The 17,209-nt window shown below is 65.2% G+C and carries 10 protein-coding genes; 4 read left to right on the top strand and 6 right to left on the bottom strand.

Annotated features, from left to right (window positions below; genetic code table 11):
* Positions 1-51 precede the first annotated feature (51 nt).
* Complete coding sequence (locus tag CLU87_RS06735) at positions 52-1,311, top strand: GNAT family N-acetyltransferase (protein ID WP_099729937.1); 1,260 nt, start codon at positions 52-54, stop codon at positions 1,309-1,311.
* Between the two features lie 105 nt (positions 1,312-1,416).
* On the opposite strand, the gene CLU87_RS06730 is transcribed toward CLU87_RS06735, so the two are convergent.
* From CLU87_RS06730 to CLU87_RS06715, 4 genes are all read right to left on the bottom strand, one after another.
* On the bottom strand, positions 1,417-3,168 hold the full coding sequence (locus tag CLU87_RS06730) for a methyl-accepting chemotaxis protein (RefSeq protein ID WP_099729936.1): 1,752 nt from the start codon (positions 3,166-3,168) through the stop codon (positions 1,417-1,419).
* Between the two features lie 399 nt (positions 3,169-3,567).
* Positions 3,568-5,361 (bottom strand): methyl-accepting chemotaxis protein, encoded by a 1,794-nt coding sequence (locus CLU87_RS06725; protein WP_099729935.1) that lies wholly within the window; start codon positions 5,359-5,361, stop codon positions 3,568-3,570.
* Between the two features lie 604 nt (positions 5,362-5,965).
* A complete protein-coding gene (locus CLU87_RS06720; protein ID WP_099729934.1) occupies positions 5,966-7,765 on the bottom strand; it encodes a methyl-accepting chemotaxis protein in 1,800 nt (599 codons plus the stop codon).
* Positions 7,766-7,808: 43 nt separating this feature from the next.
* Positions 7,809-8,348: a chemotaxis protein CheW gene (locus CLU87_RS06715; protein WP_056067332.1), complete on the bottom strand. Its 540-nt coding sequence runs from the start codon at positions 8,346-8,348 to the stop codon at positions 7,809-7,811.
* Between the two features lie 274 nt (positions 8,349-8,622).
* On the opposite strand from CLU87_RS06715, the gene CLU87_RS06710 reads away from it, so the two are divergent.
* Positions 8,623-9,432: an alpha/beta fold hydrolase gene (locus tag CLU87_RS06710; protein WP_099729933.1), complete on the top strand. Its 810-nt coding sequence runs from the start codon at positions 8,623-8,625 to the stop codon at positions 9,430-9,432.
* Between the two features lie 187 nt (positions 9,433-9,619).
* Here CLU87_RS06710 and CLU87_RS06705 read toward each other — a convergent pair whose 3' ends face one another.
* Both CLU87_RS06705 and ppa read right to left on the bottom strand, forming a co-directional pair.
* Entirely contained in the window at positions 9,620-11,455 is a 1,836-nt protein-coding gene (locus tag CLU87_RS06705) for a methyl-accepting chemotaxis protein (RefSeq protein ID WP_099729932.1), read from the bottom strand.
* A gap of 213 nt (positions 11,456-11,668) precedes the next feature.
* Entirely contained in the window at positions 11,669-12,205 is a 537-nt protein-coding gene (ppa, locus tag CLU87_RS06700; protein WP_056067328.1) for an inorganic diphosphatase, read from the bottom strand.
* A gap of 256 nt (positions 12,206-12,461) precedes the next feature.
* On the opposite strand from ppa, the gene CLU87_RS06695 reads away from it, so the two are divergent.
* Together CLU87_RS06695 and CLU87_RS06690 are read left to right on the top strand one after the other, a co-directional pair.
* A complete protein-coding gene (locus tag CLU87_RS06695) occupies positions 12,462-14,543 on the top strand; it encodes a sodium-translocating pyrophosphatase (RefSeq protein WP_056067326.1) in 2,082 nt (693 codons plus the stop codon).
* Positions 14,544-14,640: 97 nt separating this feature from the next.
* Positions 14,641-17,010 carry a DUF1631 family protein gene (locus CLU87_RS06690; RefSeq protein WP_099729931.1) on the top strand — a complete coding sequence of 790 codons (2,370 nt, stop codon included), beginning with the start codon at positions 14,641-14,643 and terminating at the stop codon, positions 17,008-17,010.
* Positions 17,011-17,209 lie beyond the last annotated feature (199 nt).

Below are 17,209 nucleotides of genomic sequence, written 5' to 3'. Positions count from 1 at the left end.
TGAATACCGCCGTTGCAGGCCCGCAATCAAAGGTGCATCACAGGGGCCTGCATGGCTGAAGCTGCCATTATCGCCCGCGTGCTCCCCTCCGTGCTGGACGTGGACACTGCCGCCTGGAACCACCTGCTGGCGCAGCAAAGCCACCCCACGCCCTTCATGCGGCATGAATACCTGGCCGCGCTGGAAAGCAGCGGCAGCGCCACGCCGCGTACCGGCTGGACGCCCCGCTTCATGACGCTGTGGGACGGCGACACCCTGGTGGCAGCCTGCCCCCTGTACCTCAAGAGCCATTCGTACGGCGAATATGTGTTTGACTGGGCCTGGGCCAGCGCTTACGAGCAGCACCGTGTGCCCTACTACCCCAAGGCCGTCATTGCCGTGCCCTTTACGCCCGTGCCGGGCAGCCGGCTGCTGGCCCGCGATGCCGCCACGCGCGCCCTGCTGGTGCAGGCGGTGTGCCAGTGGTGCGAGCAAGAAGACGTGTCGTCCGTGCATGTGCTGTTTGCCAGCGATGACGATGTGCTGACCAGCGCGCAACAAGACCTGATGCTGCGGCACACCGTGCAGTTTCACTGGAAGAATGAGCGGCCCACGCTCCCTGTGGCCCAGGGGGTAGCCGCCACCGACGGCGAAACCCCGCGCTACCAGGACTTTGACCAGTTCCTCGCCAGCCTGTCGCAAGACAAACGCAAGAAGATCCGCCAGGAGCGCCGCCGCGTTGCCGATGCCGGAGTCACCTTCCGCTGGTCACGCGGGGCGGACATCAGCGCTGCAGACTGGGATTTTTTCTACCGCTGCTACGAGCGCACCTACCTGGAGCACGGCAACCCGCCCTACCTCACGCGCGACTTCTTCGCCCGCATGGCAGCGGACATGCCCGAGGCCTGGCTGCTGTTTGTGGGGGAGAGGGACGGGCGGCCTATTGCTAGCAGTTTGATAGCTACCGGCGCATATGCATCTAGCGCTTCAGCCCCAAAAGACGCTGAATCACGCCCCGAATCACGCTCCGAGCTGGTGGCCTACGGCCGCTACTGGGGCGCGCTGGAGCGCGTGGACTGCCTGCACTTCGAGGCCTGCTACTACCAGCCGCTGCAGTGGTGCATCGCCCACGGTGCCGTGCGGTTTGAGGGGGGTGCCCAGGGCGAGCACAAGATGGCCCGCGCGCTGCTGCCCGTGCAGGCCACCAGCGCGCACTGGCTGGCACACCCGGCATTTGCTGAGGCGGTGCAGCGCTTTCTGGACCGCGAAGGCGCTGGCGTGGAAAGCTACCTCGGCGACCTGCAAGCGCGAAGCCCCTTCAAGGCCGCCTGACCTGCAACGGTCAGGCAGGACGCGCGGACAAGATCAAAGCCAGGTTTGAACCAACACATGGCGAAGGCAGGGCCCGTCACGCCTACCGAGGGCGGCGAGTCACTGTCAAAAACTCTCCCAGTCAGCATCATTGCCGCTGCCCGAACGAGCTGGCGCCGTTGACGCAAGAGCCGGTGCGGGCTTGGCGGCCGCACGCAGGGGCGGCACCTTGGACTGGGCCACAGGGGCTGGTCGGCTGGAACCGGCCAAGGCCGGAGATGGGCCTGCAGCCTTGGGCACATGCGCAAAGGCAGACGCAGCAGGCTGCGCAGCCTGCGCTGGCGACAGCTTGAAGAACGCCACCGTGCTCACCAGGTCCTGCGCCTGGTTGTTGAGGCTGGCGGCGGCGGCGGCCATTTCTTCCACCAGGGCAGCGTTTTGCTGGGTGACCTGGTCCATCTGTGTAACAGCCTCGCCCACCTGGGCCACACCCTGGCTTTGTTCAGAGCTGGCGGCACTGATCTCGCCCATCAAATCCGTAACACGTTTGATGGAGCCCACCACCTCGGTCATGGTTGCACCCGCCTGATCGACCAGCGTGGTGCCTGCGGCCACGCGTTCCACGCTGTCGTTGATCAGGGTCTTGATCTGCTTGGCCGCGTCGGCCGAACGGCCCGCCAGGCTGCGCACCTCGGACGCCACCACTGCAAAGCCCCGGCCCTGCTCACCCGCACGCGCCGCTTCGACGGCAGCGTTCAGCGCAAGGATGTTGGTCTGAAAGGCAATGCCATCGATCACACCGATGATGTCGGCGATCTTGCTGCTGCTGTCGTGGATGCCCTTCATGGTGTCCACCACCTGGCTCACCACCTCTCCACCATGCACGGCCACCGTCGATGCGCTCTGCGCAAGCTGGTTGGCCTGGCGGGCGTTGTCGGCGTTCTGGCGCACGGTCGAATTGAGCTGCTCCATGGATGCCGCCGTCTCCTGCAGGGCGCTGGCCTGCTGCTCGGTGCGTGCGCTCAGGTCGTTGTTGCCCTGGGCGATCTCCGACGACGCCGTGGCCACGTTCTCGGAGCCCGAGCGCACATGCCCCACGATGCGCGACAGGTTTTGCTGCATTTCGTCCAGCGAGCGCAGCAGCTGGGCCATCTCATTGCGGCCATTGCCCACGTCGGGAATCTGCACCGACAGATTGCCGTGGCTGATCTCATCGGCCGCCCGCACCGCACGCTGCACCGGCCCCACGATGGAACGCGTGGTCCACAGCGCAAACAGTGCGCCCAGCACCACCGACACCACCGCAGCCAGCGCCAGCACCCACTGGCTGGTCACCGCGTCCTGCATGATGGCGCCCTCAAACTCATCGAGTTGCTTGTGCGTGTTGTCCGCCACATCGGCCAGCGACTGCAGGTAAGCGGTGGCCAGGGGCTTGAGGTCGCTGTCCACCAGCGCAAACACGTCTTCCCCGGCCTTCTTGCGCTCCAGCAATTTGGCGCGCGCGTCCACATAGGCCTTGCGTGTCACCGCCACACGTTCCATCAGCGCCTTTTCGGTGGGGTCGTCCACCAGCGCCTCCAGCTTCTTTTGCGCCTCGCTGGCCCGTTGGGACGTGGTGGCCATGTCCGCCGTGAGCGACTGGATGTAGCCCGCATCCGTGGCCTTGAGCGACGCCGACGCCCGCACCCAGTTCAGGTCGATGGCCGCCTTCCACTCCTGCGCCAGGGCGTTGCGTTCCATTTCGACAGTGGCAATGCGACTGCTGGCCTCCTTGAGTACCGCCAGTCGCCAGACGCCGGTGGCGGCGATGGTGGCGGTGATCAACAGCACAAGGCCAAAGGCCAGGCTCAGGCGCGCTCCGATTTTCAGGTTGCTCATGGGAATCTTTCGTGGTTTTTATGGGGGCTTTTGCCAGCCATGGGTGCGCCGATGTGGTGCGGCGCACCTGCGCGGGACAACAAGGAATCAGCGGCTGGAATGTGATAATTATATCATATTTATGATAAATATGATTTTATCAATTTAAATCATCACAAGAGAGTCGACGGCCCACTGCGCAAGCGCTGCGCCGGTGGGGGCATGGGTGCGGCCCCCTGTGTCAGCCGTGGGGATATCAAAACAGCGCACAAGGCCCGTGCGTGCAGCGCACGCTCGGGCTGGGGTGCTACATCGCGGGAGCTGTCGGCGCAGTGCCAGGCACCGAACCAACTTGGGGAAGTCTACGCCCCAAAACGGGGCAAAAAACTTACAAACGGTGCAGGCATGGCCTGCCGTCGGTCAAAAGCTCTCCCAGTCGTCCTCGGCACCGGCAGCCACTGCTTGTGGGGCTGCTTTGGGTGCGGCGCCCGCGGCCTTGGTGGTGGCACTGGCAGCAGGTGCCTTTTTGGCGGCAGGAGCAAAGGAAGAGCGCAAAGCAAGGGTTGCCTTGCTGCCCGCGGCATGGCCACCCATCGCCGCCTTGCGCGTGTCCGCTGCAGGCGCAGGGCGCGGCACCGGGTCCACAGCGCCGCCAGGCTGCGATGCCCGTGCCTGGTCGGCCGTGAGCTTGAACACCGCCACCGCCCCCACCAAGGCCTGGGCCTGGTGGCTCAGGCTGCTGGCAGCAGCCGCCATTTCCTCGACCAGCGCCGCGTTCTGCTGGGTGACCTGGTCCATCTGCGTGACGGCCTCGCCCACCTGCGACACGCCCGTGCTCTGCTCGCTGCTGGCGGCGCTGATCTCGCCCATGATGTCCGTCACGCGGCGAATGGCGCCCACCACCTCGGTCATGGTGATGCCCGCCTTGTCCACCAGCTGGGTGCCCTGCTCGACCCGCTCCACGCTGGCAGTGATGAGCGACTTGATCTCTTTGGCCGCCTCAGCACTGCGCTGGGCCAGATTGCGCACCTCGCCCGCTACCACCGCAAAGCCCCGGCCCTGCTCGCCCGCGCGGGCGGCCTCCACGGCCGCGTTCAGCGCCAGGATGTTGGTCTGGAACGCAATGCCGTCAATCACGCTGATGATGTCGGCGATCTTTTTGCTGCTGTCGTTGATGCCCTTCATCGTGGTCACCACCTCGGCCACCACATCGCCGCCCTGCCCCGCCACGGTGGATGCGCTCATCGCCAGCTGGTTGGCCTGGCGCGCGTTGTCGGCGTTTTGCTTGACGGTGGAACTCAGCTCCTCCATCGACGCAGCGGTTTCCTGCAGCGCGCTGGCCTGCTGCTCGGTGCGGATGGACAGGTCGTTGTTGCCCGATGCGATCTCGGCACTGGCCGACGCCACGCCCTGGGCATTGCCACGCACGCCCGACACCACATGTGCCAGGTTGTCCCGCATGGCGGTGAGGCCGCCGAGCAACTGGGCGATCTCGTCCTTGCCCCGCGCGTGGATCGCCACGGTCAGGTCGCCCTGAGCCACCGCGTCGGTGATCTGCACCGCATCACCCAGCGCGCGCGAAATCTGCCGGATCATGGCGCCGCCCATCAGCACCGCCAGCACGATGCCCGCCACCACGGCCGTGACCGCCAGTGCGCGGATGGTCTGGTAGCTGGCGGCCGCACTGTCGTACTCGGCCTTGGCACGGTCCAGCTGCACCTGCATCAGCTGGCCCAGCACCTCCTGCAATGGGTCGATGGCGGGGTACATCTCCTTGGCCGCAAACGCGGTCAGGGCCGCCACATCGCCCGACTTGAAGTGCCCCGCCAGTACATCGGTGGCCGCATCTGCCTTGGCCTGCAGCGGCTTGAAGCGCTCGACCAACTGCGTTTCCTCCGGCACCAGCTGGGTGGCCAGATAGGCCTTCCAGTTGGCCTCGATGGCCTTGCGCGCATCGGCCACCGACTGCAGGCCCTGTGCGGGTGTCAGCGCGCCATCACGCACCTTGTGGGCCGTGTCCACCACGTTGACCGCATACATGTCCGCCACCACCTTGATCTGCTTGAGCGGCACCACCCGGTCGTCATATACCGACTTGAGCCCGGCATTGGAATTGCCCATGCCATACAGCCCCGCCACGCCCACCAGCAACACCAGCAGACACAAGGCCGCAAGCAAACCCGCCAAGCGGGTGGAAATCTTGAACTGGTTCATGACAACACTCCTGAGGGAAACAAGCAAACAGGCTGCGCCCGGCTGGCAGCGCACCAGCGGTTGGAAAGGGGCATATGGGGAGCGCGCAGCAGACTCAGGTGCGGCCTGGGCGGCGCCACGGTTGGCGTAGCAGACCACACGGCAGGCGCACGGCGGCTCGCGCTGATAATGATGGGGCGGCTACCCATCATGTACGTGCGCGACGCGTTGAAACCTCGGTCCATTGCAGAACTCCTGTGGAGAACGGCGCCAAAAAGGAATGTCTACCCACCGACGGGCCGCGCGCCGTGGCGGGCCCGCTCAGCATAGCGCTTTCCGTTACGTTTGCGTACAAATCGCCCGCCTACATTGGCGCGCCGCTGCCCACAACGGCAACTCGCCATCACGCACCTTCAGCAAGCATCGCGCCAGCGGGTGGCAGACCCGCCCCACGCATCCCTTCAGCCATCACCAACAAAGCACCCGCCCACAAAAAAAGCACGCAGAAGGTAGCCCCCTCTGCGTGCTTTCTTGCTTTGTTTTTGATAGCTGTCAACGCATGTTCCACCTGCGCTTGCGGCCGTTTTGACCCGATTTCTTCACCCAGGGGCCTGCGCAGCCCTGGTCAGAAGCTCTCCCAGTCGTCGTCGCTTCCCGCAGCCTTGGGTGCCGGGGCCGGGCTGGGCGCTGCGGGCTTGGCGGCAGTTGAGGCTGCCGGGCTGCTGGCCTTGGGCGCCGCCAGGCTGGCGGGTTTGCTGCTGCTGCTCTTGGCGCTGCTGCCCAGGCTGGTGCTGCGGGCCGGGGCTTTGTAGCTGGGCGCTGCCATGGGGGTGCGGGCGGGGGCTGCCGTGTGGCGGTTCTGGCTGTAGCTGCTGTTCGTGCTGCTGGCGTCGAGCTTGAACACGGCCACGGCGTTGACCAGTTCGCCGGCCTGGGCGTTCAGTGCGCTGGCAGCAGCGGCCATTTCTTCCACCAGGGCGGCGTTTTGCTGGGTGGCCTGGTCCATCTGGGTGACGGCTTCTCCCACTTGGCCAACACCTGCGCTTTGTTCGCTGCTGGCGGCGCTGATCTCTCCCATGATGTCGGTCACTCGCCGGATGGCGCTGACGACTTCGGTCATGGTGGCTCCGGCCTTGTCGACCAGGGCGGTGCCTTGTTCCACGCGTTCCACGCTGGCGGTGATGAGGGCTTTGATTTCCTTGGCGGCTTCTGCGCTGCGTCCTGCCAGGTTGCGTACTTCTCCGGCCACCACGGCAAAGCCTCGGCCTTGTTCGCCGGCGCGGGCGGCTTCCACTGCGGCATTGAGCGCCAGGATGTTGGTCTGGAAGGCGATGCCGTCGATGACGCTGATGATGTCTGCGATCTTGTTGCTGCTGGCGTTGATGCCTTTCATAGTCTCGACCACTTCGGCCACCACGTCTCCGCCTTGCACGGCCACGGTGCTGGCGCTCACGGCCAGCTGGTTGGCGGCTCGCGCGTTGTCGGCGTTCTGGCGCACGGTCGAGCCCAGCTCTTCCATCGAGGCGGCCGTTTCTTCCAGGGCCGAGGCCTGCTGTTCCGTGCGCGCGCTCAGGTCGTTGTTGCCTGAGGCGATCTGTGCGCTCGCTGACGCTACGCCTTCGGCGTTCTGGCGCACCGAGCTGACGGTGTTGACCAGGCTTTGCTGCATGCGCTGCAGGGCGCTGAGCAGGTGGCCGGTTTCGTCCTTGGACTGCACGACGATCTGGCCGCTCAGGTCGCCACTGGCCACGCGGTCGGCCGCCTCCACCGCCTGCGCCAGGGGGCGGGTGATGGAGCGAATGATGGTGATGGCCAGAAAGATAGCGATGGCGATGGCCAGTGCACCCGCGATGAGCACATCGCGCTGCAGCGACACGGCGGCAGCTTCGGCGCGCGCGCCGGCGTCCACAGTTCTCTGCGATTGAAATTCAAACTGTTCGTCTATGGCGGCCATGTAGGCCCGCTGCGCAGGGCGCAGTTGCTCTTCCAGCAGCTTCAGGGCTTCGTCGCGCTGCCCTTGCTGGAGCGTCGTGAGGTATTGATCTCTCAGCTTCAAGAAATCACCGCGCCGCTGCTGCATGCGCGCCATCAGTTCCTTGCCCTTTTCAGAGGTGACCAATGCAGTCAGGGTTTTGTATTGCGCATCGACATCCGCTGCAGAAGCGGAAATCTGGTTTGTCGCCGATTTCACGATCGCATCCGAGGTGAAGATCGCCAGATTGCGCAGCTGAATGGCCTGCTCGTTCACGCCGTCGTTGAGGGCCCCCAGGGTTTTGACGATGGGTATCCGGACATCGATCACGTCCTTGAGCTCCGCGCGCTGGTTGGCTGACCGCACCAGGCCCACAGCACCCAAAGCGACCAACAGAAGCACCATGACGGCAAATGCCACAGCCAGCCGGGTTGAAATCTTGAGCTGATTCATCCTTTTTCTCCTCTGTGTTGATCTTTTGCAGTTGGGTGGCACATTACCTGTGCACGGCCGATCTCACCAGCCCAATTTCGTCACTGCTGAGCAGCGCCTCGATGTCCATCACGATCAGCATGCGCTCGCCCAGGCTGGCAATGCCAGTGACAAAGGCCGGGTCTACATGGCCCTGCCGCTCGAACTGGGGCGTGGGCTTGATGAGGTCGGGAGTGAGCGAGACCACATCGGCCACCGCATCCACCACCGCGCCAATCACGGTAGAGCCGATGTCCAGAATGATCACCACGGTGAAGTCGGTGTAGCTGGCTTCAGGGCATTGCAGCTTCACCCGCAGATCCAGGATGGGCACGATGCGGCCGCGCAGATCGATCACGCCCTTGATGAAGTCGGGCGATTGCGCCAGGCGCGTGGGTCTCTCGTATGAGCGGATCTCCTGCACGCGCAGGATGTCAATGCCGTACTCCTCCGCACCCAGGCGAAAGGTCAGGAATTCACGAGGGGCTGCGGTAGGGCTTGGGGCCAGCGCGCGGTGCGCAGAGTGGGTGGCGGCAGGCGCAGCGGCGTCGGCAATAGCGGTCATGGCGCGGGCTTTCAGGCGGTTGGAACGGGAGGGTTGCGAACAGCGCCAGAACGCGACGAACGCAAAAGCTATCCAAAGCATAGCAGCGCACGGTTGCAAAATGTGACATTCGCGGGCAATCCCCCCCGCAATCCGAAGGGGACTCCCCCGGTTCGGGCGGGGGCAATTGGAGAGCTTGCTCCATTTCGCGCCCCGCCTTGGTGCGCAAAAACTGCTACCGTCGCACGACCCGCCTGCCTTGCCCGGCAGGCGCCCGTTTTGGAACGACGACTTGATGCCTCTCTTCTCCGACCGCAAATCCGCCGCCCCTGACCACATGCCACCGCCCAGCCTCCCCTTGCTGGCGCTGGAGCTGCGGGCCCCCTGGGAATTTGGCGCCGTGCTGCCCGCATGGCCCGTTCTGCAGCGCGCTCCACTGGGCGATGGCCACACGGTCATCGTGTTTCCGGGCCTGACAGCTGGCGACGCCACCACCCTGCCCCTGCGTCGCTACCTCGAATCGCGCAACTACAACACGCTGGGCTGGGGCCAGGGCCTGAACCTGGGGCCGCGCGATGGCGTGCTGGAGAACGCCAAGGCCCAGCTGCAGCAAGCGGTGGATGCCAGCGGCCACAAGGTGAGCCTGGTGGGCTGGAGCCTGGGCGGCATCTACGCCCGCGAGCTGGCCAAGGAAATGCCGGATCTGGTGCGCTGCGTGGTGACCCTGGGCACCCCGTTTGCCGGGCCCCACACCTCCACCAACGCCTGGCGCATTTACCAGTTCGCCAGCGGCCGCAGCATCGAGCGCGAAACCGAGAACTACAACCTGCCCGAAGCACCCCCGGTGCCCACCACCAGCATCTACTCCCGCACCGATGGCGTGGTGGCATGGCGCGGCAGCATCCAGGCGCCCGCCGACCACAACCCCCACACCGAAAACATCGAGGTGGTGGCCAGCCACTTTGGCATCGGCCTGAACCCCAGTGCCTGGTGGGCCGTGGCCGACCGTCTGGGCCAGCCGCACGGGCCAGGCGTGGTGTGGCAGCCGTTCCAGCGCCCCCAGCTGCCAGGGCTGCATCTGGTGTACCCGAACCCGTACCGCTGACCGGCAGGTGCGGCGGCGCATCCGACTACGCCGACGCGAAGCGCTCGCCCACAAAAAAAGCACGCAGAAGGTAGCCCCCCTCTGCGTGCTTTCTTGCTTTGTTTTTGATAGCTGTCAGCGCATTTTCCACCTGCGCTTGCAGCCGTTTTGACCCGATTTCTTCACCCAGGGGCCTGCGCAGCCCTGGTCAGAAGCTCTCCCAGTCGTCGTCGCTTCCCGCAGCCTTGGGTGCCGGGGCCGGGCTGGGCGCTGCGGGCTTGGCGGCAGTTGAGGCTGCCGGGCTGCTGGCCTTGGGCGCCGCCAGGCTGGCGGGTTTGCTGCTGCTGCTCTTGGCGCTGCTGCCCAGGCTGGTGCTGCGGGCCGGGGCTTTGTAGCTGGGCGCTGCCATGGGGGTGCGGGCGGGGGCTGCCGTGTGGCGGTTCTGGCTGTAGCTGCTGTTCGTGCTGCTGGCGTCGAGCTTGAACACGGCCACGGCGTTGACCAGTTCGCCGGCCTGGGCGTTCAGTGCGCTGGCAGCAGCGGCCATTTCTTCCACCAGGGCGGCGTTTTGCTGGGTGGCCTGGTCCATCTGGGTGACGGCTTCTCCCACTTGGCCAACACCTGCGCTTTGTTCGCTGCTGGCGGCGCTGATCTCTCCCATGATGTCGGTCACTCGCCGGATGGCGCTGACGACTTCGGTCATGGTGGCTCCGGCCTTGTCGACCAGGGCGGTGCCTTGTTCCACGCGTTCCACGCTGGCGGTGATGAGGGCTTTGATTTCCTTGGCAGCTTCTGCGCTGCGTCCTGCCAGGTTTCGTACTTCTCCGGCCACCACAGCAAAGCCCCGGCCCTGCTCGCCGGCGCGGGCGGCTTCCACGGCTGCGTTGAGCGCCAGGATGTTGGTCTGGAAGGCGATGCCGTCGATGACGCTGATGATGTCTGCGATCTTGTTGCTGCTGGCGTTGATGCCTTTCATGGTCTCGACCACTTCGGCCACCACGTCTCCGCCTTGCACGGCCACGGTGCTGGCGCTCACGGCCAGCTGGTTGGCGGCGCGCGCGTTGTCGGCGTTCTGGCGCACGGTGGAGCCCAGTTCTTCCATCGAGGCTGCCGTTTCTTCCAGCGCACTGGCTTGCTGTTCCGTGCGTGCGCTCAGGTCGTTGTTGCCTGAGGCGATTTGGGCGCTCGCTGAGGCCACGCCTTCGGCGTTGCTGCGCACGCCCGACACCACACGCGCCAGGTTGGACCGCATGTCGCCCAGCGCATTCAGCAGCTGGCCCATTTCATCCTTGCCGCCGGGGGGCACCTCGGTCGCCAGGTCGCCATCGGCAATCGCGCGGGCGGCCAACACGGCGTGATGGGCGGGGCGCGTAACGGCGCGGGTGATGGCCACACCCAGTACGGCCGCCAACGCCACGCACAGGGCGAGGGTGCCCAGCACCCAGATGCGTGCCGCATTGAACACTGTCATCGCTTCCTCATTGGCCTGCAATGCAGCGTCCGCATTGATCTTTTGCAGCTCGCCCAGGGTCTCGGCGGTGGCCACAAAGGCTGACTCCGATTCGCCCGCATACAGCATGCTCAACGCATCTGCCGTGAGTTCCATGGTCTCGGCAGTGCTGAAGTCCACGCCCTTGGCAATGTCCGCCAGCTTGTCCTGCAACGCCACATAGGCCGCCTTGCGCGCCTTGTAGGCCTGGAAAACCTCGCGCTCCTTGGGCATGTCGATGAGCGGCTCGTAGATCGCCTCAACTCGGGTCAGGTCCTTGTGGCGCTGCGCGACCTGCTCGGCAAACGCCTTGACCTCGGCCGCGCTGCGCGCCGTGACCATGCCCGCCTCCGCACGGCGCATGCGGTTGAGCAGCACCCGCAGCTCGCCCGTTTGCGTGACGCTGGGCAGCAGGTTGGTAGCGATCTCCTCGGCGTTGGCATGGATGCGGGACATCTGCACCAGCGCGATGGCGCCGAGCAAGGCGGTCAACAGCACCACCGCCAGGAAGCCCGCCGCCAGCTTCACGCCGATGCGCAGATCAGAAATTTTCATGAATCACCTCAAAGTACCTCGTGACACCGGGACCACCCCAGGTGTGTAACCAAATGCAGTCTATCAGCGGGCCTGACCGCACATTGCGCGGCTTTTCCCTACCCCACCGGGGCACCGTCCACAAAAAAGCACGCCATCCATGGCGGATGGCGTGCTTATATTTTGATAGCAGCTGGTGCAATCAGCACCAGCGCTACCGGCCTATCTGACCTATCAGGCCTGCGACTTCTTGTAGCTGTCGATGCCGTCGGTGATTTCCTTCTTGGCGGCGTCGATGCCTTCCCAGCCCAGCACCTTGACCCACTTGCCCTTTTCCAGGTCCTTGTAGTGCTCAAAGAAGTGGGCGATGGCGTTGCGGCGCATGGCGTTCACATCGTCGATGGTCTTCCAGTGGTCATACATGGGCAGGATCTTGGACGTGGGCACAGCAATCACCTTGCCATCCACACCGGCCTCGTCTTCCATCATCAAGATGCCCAGGGGGCGGCAGGGCACGACCACGCCGGGGAACAGCGGGTAAGGCGTGATCACCAGCACATCGACTGGGTCGCCGTCGCCCGACAGCGTCTGCGGCACATACCCGTAGTTGGTGGGATAGTGCATGGCGGTGGTCATGAAACGGTCCACAAAAATGGCGCCCGATTCCTTGTCCACTTCGTACTTGATCGGATCGGCGTTCATCGGAATCTCGATGACGACGTTGAAGCTGTCAGGAACGTTCTTGCCTGGGGGGACGTTGTTGAGGGACATGTCGTTGGATAGTGGTTTGTTGACGATAACCCGCGAGGCCTTCGGCACTGATGCAGCGCAACGAAGCGTCGGGATTAACCCTGATTTTAGGCGCACGCCCCTTTCTGCCCGCTTGCAAACCGGCGTTTGCCTGTAAATTGGGCCTGTTGGCCAATCGGCTCCTGCGCGAAACGCATGGGTAGCACGAGGAAGCAACGCAGCGGGGAAGCCACCGATGCGTTGGTCCCCCTCCGTGCAACACACCAAGGAGAATTGAATGGCTGCAAGTTCAGCACTGACATCCCCTCTCATCCTCGCCCTCGTTTGCGGGCTCATCGCGGTGGCCTACGGCATCTGGGCCCGGGGCTGGATCCTTTCCAAAGACCCGGGCAACGCCCGCATGCAGGAGATTGCCGCCGCCATCCAGGCCGGTGCCGCCGCCTACCTGGCCCGCCAGTACAAGACCATTGCCATCGTGGGCGTGGTGCTGGCGGTGCTCATCGGCGTGTTTCTGGACGGCACCACGGCGGTCGGCTTTGTGGTGGGCGCCGTGCTCTCGGGCGCCTGCGGCTTCATCGGCATGAATGTCTCGGTGCGCGCCAATGTGCGCACCGCGCAGGCGGCCACTCAAGGCATTGGCCCGGCGCTCGATGTCGCGTTTCGTGGCGGTGCCATCACCGGCATGCTGGTGGTGGGGCTGGGTCTGCTGGGTGTCACGGGCTTTTACTGGTTCCTGGCGGGCAACGGCAACCACACGCCCACCACCCATCTGGCCACGCTGCTCAACCCGCTGATTGGCTTTGCGTTCGGCTCGTCGCTGATCTCGATCTTTGCGCGCCTGGGCGGTGGCATCTTCACCAAGGGCGCGGACGTGGGCGCCGACCTGGTGGGCAAGGTGGAGGCTGGCATCCCTGAGGACGACCCGCGCAACCCTGCCGTGATTGCCGACAACGTGGGCGACAACGTGGGCGACTGCGCGGGCATGGCGGCCGACCTGTTCGAGACCTACGCGGTGACACTGATCGCCACCATGGTGCTGGGCGCCCTGATGGTGGCCACGGCCCAGGTCAATGCGGTGGTGTACCCGCTGGCGCTGGGTGCGGTGTCCATCGTCGCGTCCATCATTGGCTGCTTCTTCGTCAAGGCAACGCCCGGCATGAAGAACGTGATGCCCGCGCTGTACAAGGGTCTGGCGATAGCGGGCGTGCTGTCGCTCATCGCTTTCTACTTCGTCACGCTGTGGATCATGCCGGACAATGCGGTCACGGCCACGGGCACCCAGCTGCGGCTGTTTGGCGCCTGCGCCACCGGCCTCGTGCTGACGGCCGCGCTGGTCTGGATCACCGAGTTCTACACCGGCACGCAGTACTCGCCCGTGCAGCACATTGCCCAGGCGTCCACCACCGGCCACGGCACCAACATCATTGCGGGCCTGGGCGTTTCGATGCGTTCCACGGCCTGGCCCGTGGTGTTTGTGTGCACGGCCATCATCGTGTCCTACGGCCTGGCTGGCCTGTACGGCATTGCGGTGGCAGCCACGTCGATGCTGAGCATGGCGGGCATTGTGGTGGCGCTGGATGCGTATGGTCCCATCACCGACAACGCGGGTGGCATTGCCGAAATGGCCGAGCTGCCCAGCAGTGTGCGCGACATCACCGACCCGCTGGACGCCGTGGGCAACACCACCAAGGCCGTGACCAAGGGCTACGCCATCGGCTCCGCCGGCCTGGCTGCACTGGTGCTGTTTGCCGACTACACCCACAAGCTGGAGAGCTACGGCAAGGCCATCACCTTTGATCTGTCGGACCCGCTGGTCATCGTGGGCCTGTTCATCGGCGGGCTGATTCCGTACCTGTTCGGCGCCATGGCCATGGAGGCTGTGGGCCGGGCCGCAGGCGCTGTGGTGGTGGAGGTGCGCCGCCAGTTCAGCACCATCAAGGGCATCATGGACGGCACGGGCAAGCCCGAATACGGCAAGGCCGTGGACATGCTGACCACCGCCGCCATCAAGGAAATGGTGATCCCCAGCCTGCTGCCGGTGGTGGTTCCCATTGTGGTGGGCCTGCTGCTGGGGCCCAAGGCGCTGGGCGGCTTGCTCATGGGCACCATCGTCACAGGTCTGTTTGTCGCAATCAGCATGTGCACGGGCGGTGGCGCGTGGGACAACGCCAAGAAGTACATCGAAGACGGCCACCACGGCGGCAAGGGCAGCGAGGCGCACAAGGCCGCCGTGACCGGTGACACCGTGGGCGACCCCTACAAGGACACGGCCGGCCCGGCCATCAACCCGCTGATCAAGATCATCAACATCGTGGCACTGCTCATCGTGCCGCTGGTGGTCAAGTTCCACGGCGGGTAAAACCGTCCCACCATCGTCAAAAAGGGGCCTCTGGCCCCTTTTTGACGCGTAACATCGCATCCACTGCAGCAGCCACTGGTATCGCGTTCCACTGAAGATGGCCTTGACACACACCACCCTGCCCGCCCCGGCCCCGACCGACAGCCCCGCTGCGCCCCAGCAGCGCATCGTCCAGATCGCGCTGGCCCAGGCCCGGCCTGTGGTGGAGCGCGTCATTGAGGCCACGCGCGTGTCCCTGCAAGCGCGCCTGGACAGTGCCCGCACCCCCGGCGAGCACCATGCGATGCAGGAGGCACGGCAGCAACTGGTGCGGCTGGCATCGGTGATGGCAGATCGCTACCCCGACGCACTGCGCAAGGCGCTGGACCAGGACACGGCACAGGGCGACGACAAGCCCACGCGGTCACTGTTCACCGTGCACTTTGACGACCTCGAACTGATGGACGAGGCGCAGATCAACGACAGCGTGGAGCGCGCACGTGCCCGTCAGGTACTGATCTCTGCAGTGGAAGGTCCGCTGGCGGACCTGGACGCGTTGGTGTGCGCGGCCCAGGGGCTGTCCCGGGTGCAGCCGGAGCACAACCCGCTGCGCCCCGACGTGTTCTTGCAGGCTCTGCAGTCCGTGGTGTCGCAAATGCAGGTCACACCCCAGGTGCGCCACGACTGGGTGGGGCTGATGGCACAGGCATTGGGCGCCGAGCTGCGCAGCCTGTACCTCGCGCAAATCGACCAGCTCAAGCAAAGTGGTGTGAAGCCTGTGGGCTACGCCATGCGGCAGGCCACGGGCGAAGTGGTCTATGTGGCGCCGGCCGACGCCGAGGCGTCCCCCGGTTTTGCAGCCGACAACGACTTGTACGTGTCGTCCACCAGCACGGGCGACCCGTTGCTGACGCTGGACCGCCTGCGCCGCCTGCTGCTGGGCGAGTTCAATGACGCACCCGCCCCTGCGGACATGCACGCCAGCGGCGACAACCCCCAGGAATCTTTCGCAGCCCGGTTTGACCGGGAGTTTGAACACCCGTCACAAGGCTTGCCGCAGATCGACCCACCGGCCACGGATTTCGCGATGACGGTGCCCGCAGCGTTTGAGGCGCTGCAAGAGATGAACCAGGTCGGCCAGATGATGGAGCGCCTGGGTACGCCACGCGCGCCAGCCGGCAACGATGCAGACGGCAGCCCTGCTGCCGCGCAGCGGGCACAGGCGCAGGGCCTGGGCCAGGCCTTGAGCATGGAGGTGGTGGCGCTGATGGTGGACAACATCGCGCGCGACACCCGGCTGCTGTGGCCGGTGCAACAGTTCATCCGCGCGCTGGAGCCTGCGCTGATGCAGCTGGCATTGGCCGACCCTCGCTTTTTCAGCCACAAGGAGCATGCCGCGCGCCGCCTGCTGCAGGACATCACCGACCGCAGCCAGGCCTTCAACAGCCCCGAAGCCCCTGGTTTTCAGAGCTTCATGCGCTCGCTCATGCACATCGCAGGCCCGCTGGCCACCGCCACCATCGACAGCGCTGATGACTTTGAACAAGTGCTGCAGCAACTGCACACCAAATGGGCCGAGAAGGACCAGGCGCTCAAGCAGGAGCGCTTGCGCGCCATCGAGGCCCTGCAGCACGCAGAGCAGCGCCATCTGCTGGCCGCACAGATATCGCGCGAGATCTGGCTGCTGCCCGACATCGGCAAGGTGCCGGACGCCATCTCGCGCTTTTTGCTGGGCGCTTGGGCCCAGGTCATGGCGGAGGCGCGTCTTTCGGACAAATCAGGCACGACCGACCCGGGCCGCTACCAGGAACTGGTGGACGCGCTGATCTGGAGCGTACAGCCCGAACTGACGCGCGCCAACACGGGCCAGCTGGCTCGCCTGCTGCCCAAGCTGCTGGCCAAATTGCGCGAAGGTCTGGCGTCCATCGACTACCCTACAGACCGCACGGAGGCTGTTTTTGAGCTGCTGATGCAACTGCACCAGCAGGCCTTCAAACCCGGGCCCCGGGTGGCTGCGCCAGCCCCTGCAGCCGCAGCGACTTTTGCAACGCCCCCGGCAGAGCCGCAGCAACCGGCGCCCCTTGATGACGACGACCCCTGGGTTGCGCCCTCCGAAGCGAGGGAGTCCGGCTACATCGATATCTCGCAATCGCCCGAGAGCGAGGGCGCAGACACGGCCCCCGAGGCTGCCCCCAGCAGCGCTGCGCCCCTGCCGCTGCCTGCCGCCACCATCACGGTGGGCACCTGGGTCAATCTGCAGGTGGCGGGCCAGTGGGAGCGCACACAGCTGTCCTGGATCGGCTCGCACGGCAACCTGTTCCTCTTTACCAGCGCCGCTGGCCGCACCCAATCGATGACCCTGCGGCTGCTGGACCGGCTGCTGCAACAGGGAGCGATGCAGGTGCTGGCCGAGCACACCGTGGTGGACAACGCCCTGGACGCCGTCGCTCAGACAGCCATGCAAAACAGCGTGGAAAGCAGGCACTGAAGGCCGCTTGCACAACAAAAGTGGTCAAACACGGCAGACGGTGATACCCTGTCTCCATCACTCCAAGGCTTTGCAGAATTCAGGGGAATTTGTCAGGGCCTTAGCCCGCTTTGGCGGGCTTTTTTAATGGGTTTCCGCTTTGGCGGTTTTTCTCTAGGCGCCCCGCCCAGCAGGACCTTTTTTGGCGTGTCGAGCAGCC

Origin of the sequence: Acidovorax sp. 59 (assembly GCF_002754175.1) — a bacterium.
GTDB classification, from domain to species: domain Bacteria; phylum Pseudomonadota; class Gammaproteobacteria; order Burkholderiales; family Burkholderiaceae_C; genus Acidovorax; species Acidovorax delafieldii.
This window is presented reverse-complemented; position numbering and strand designations above follow the sequence as displayed.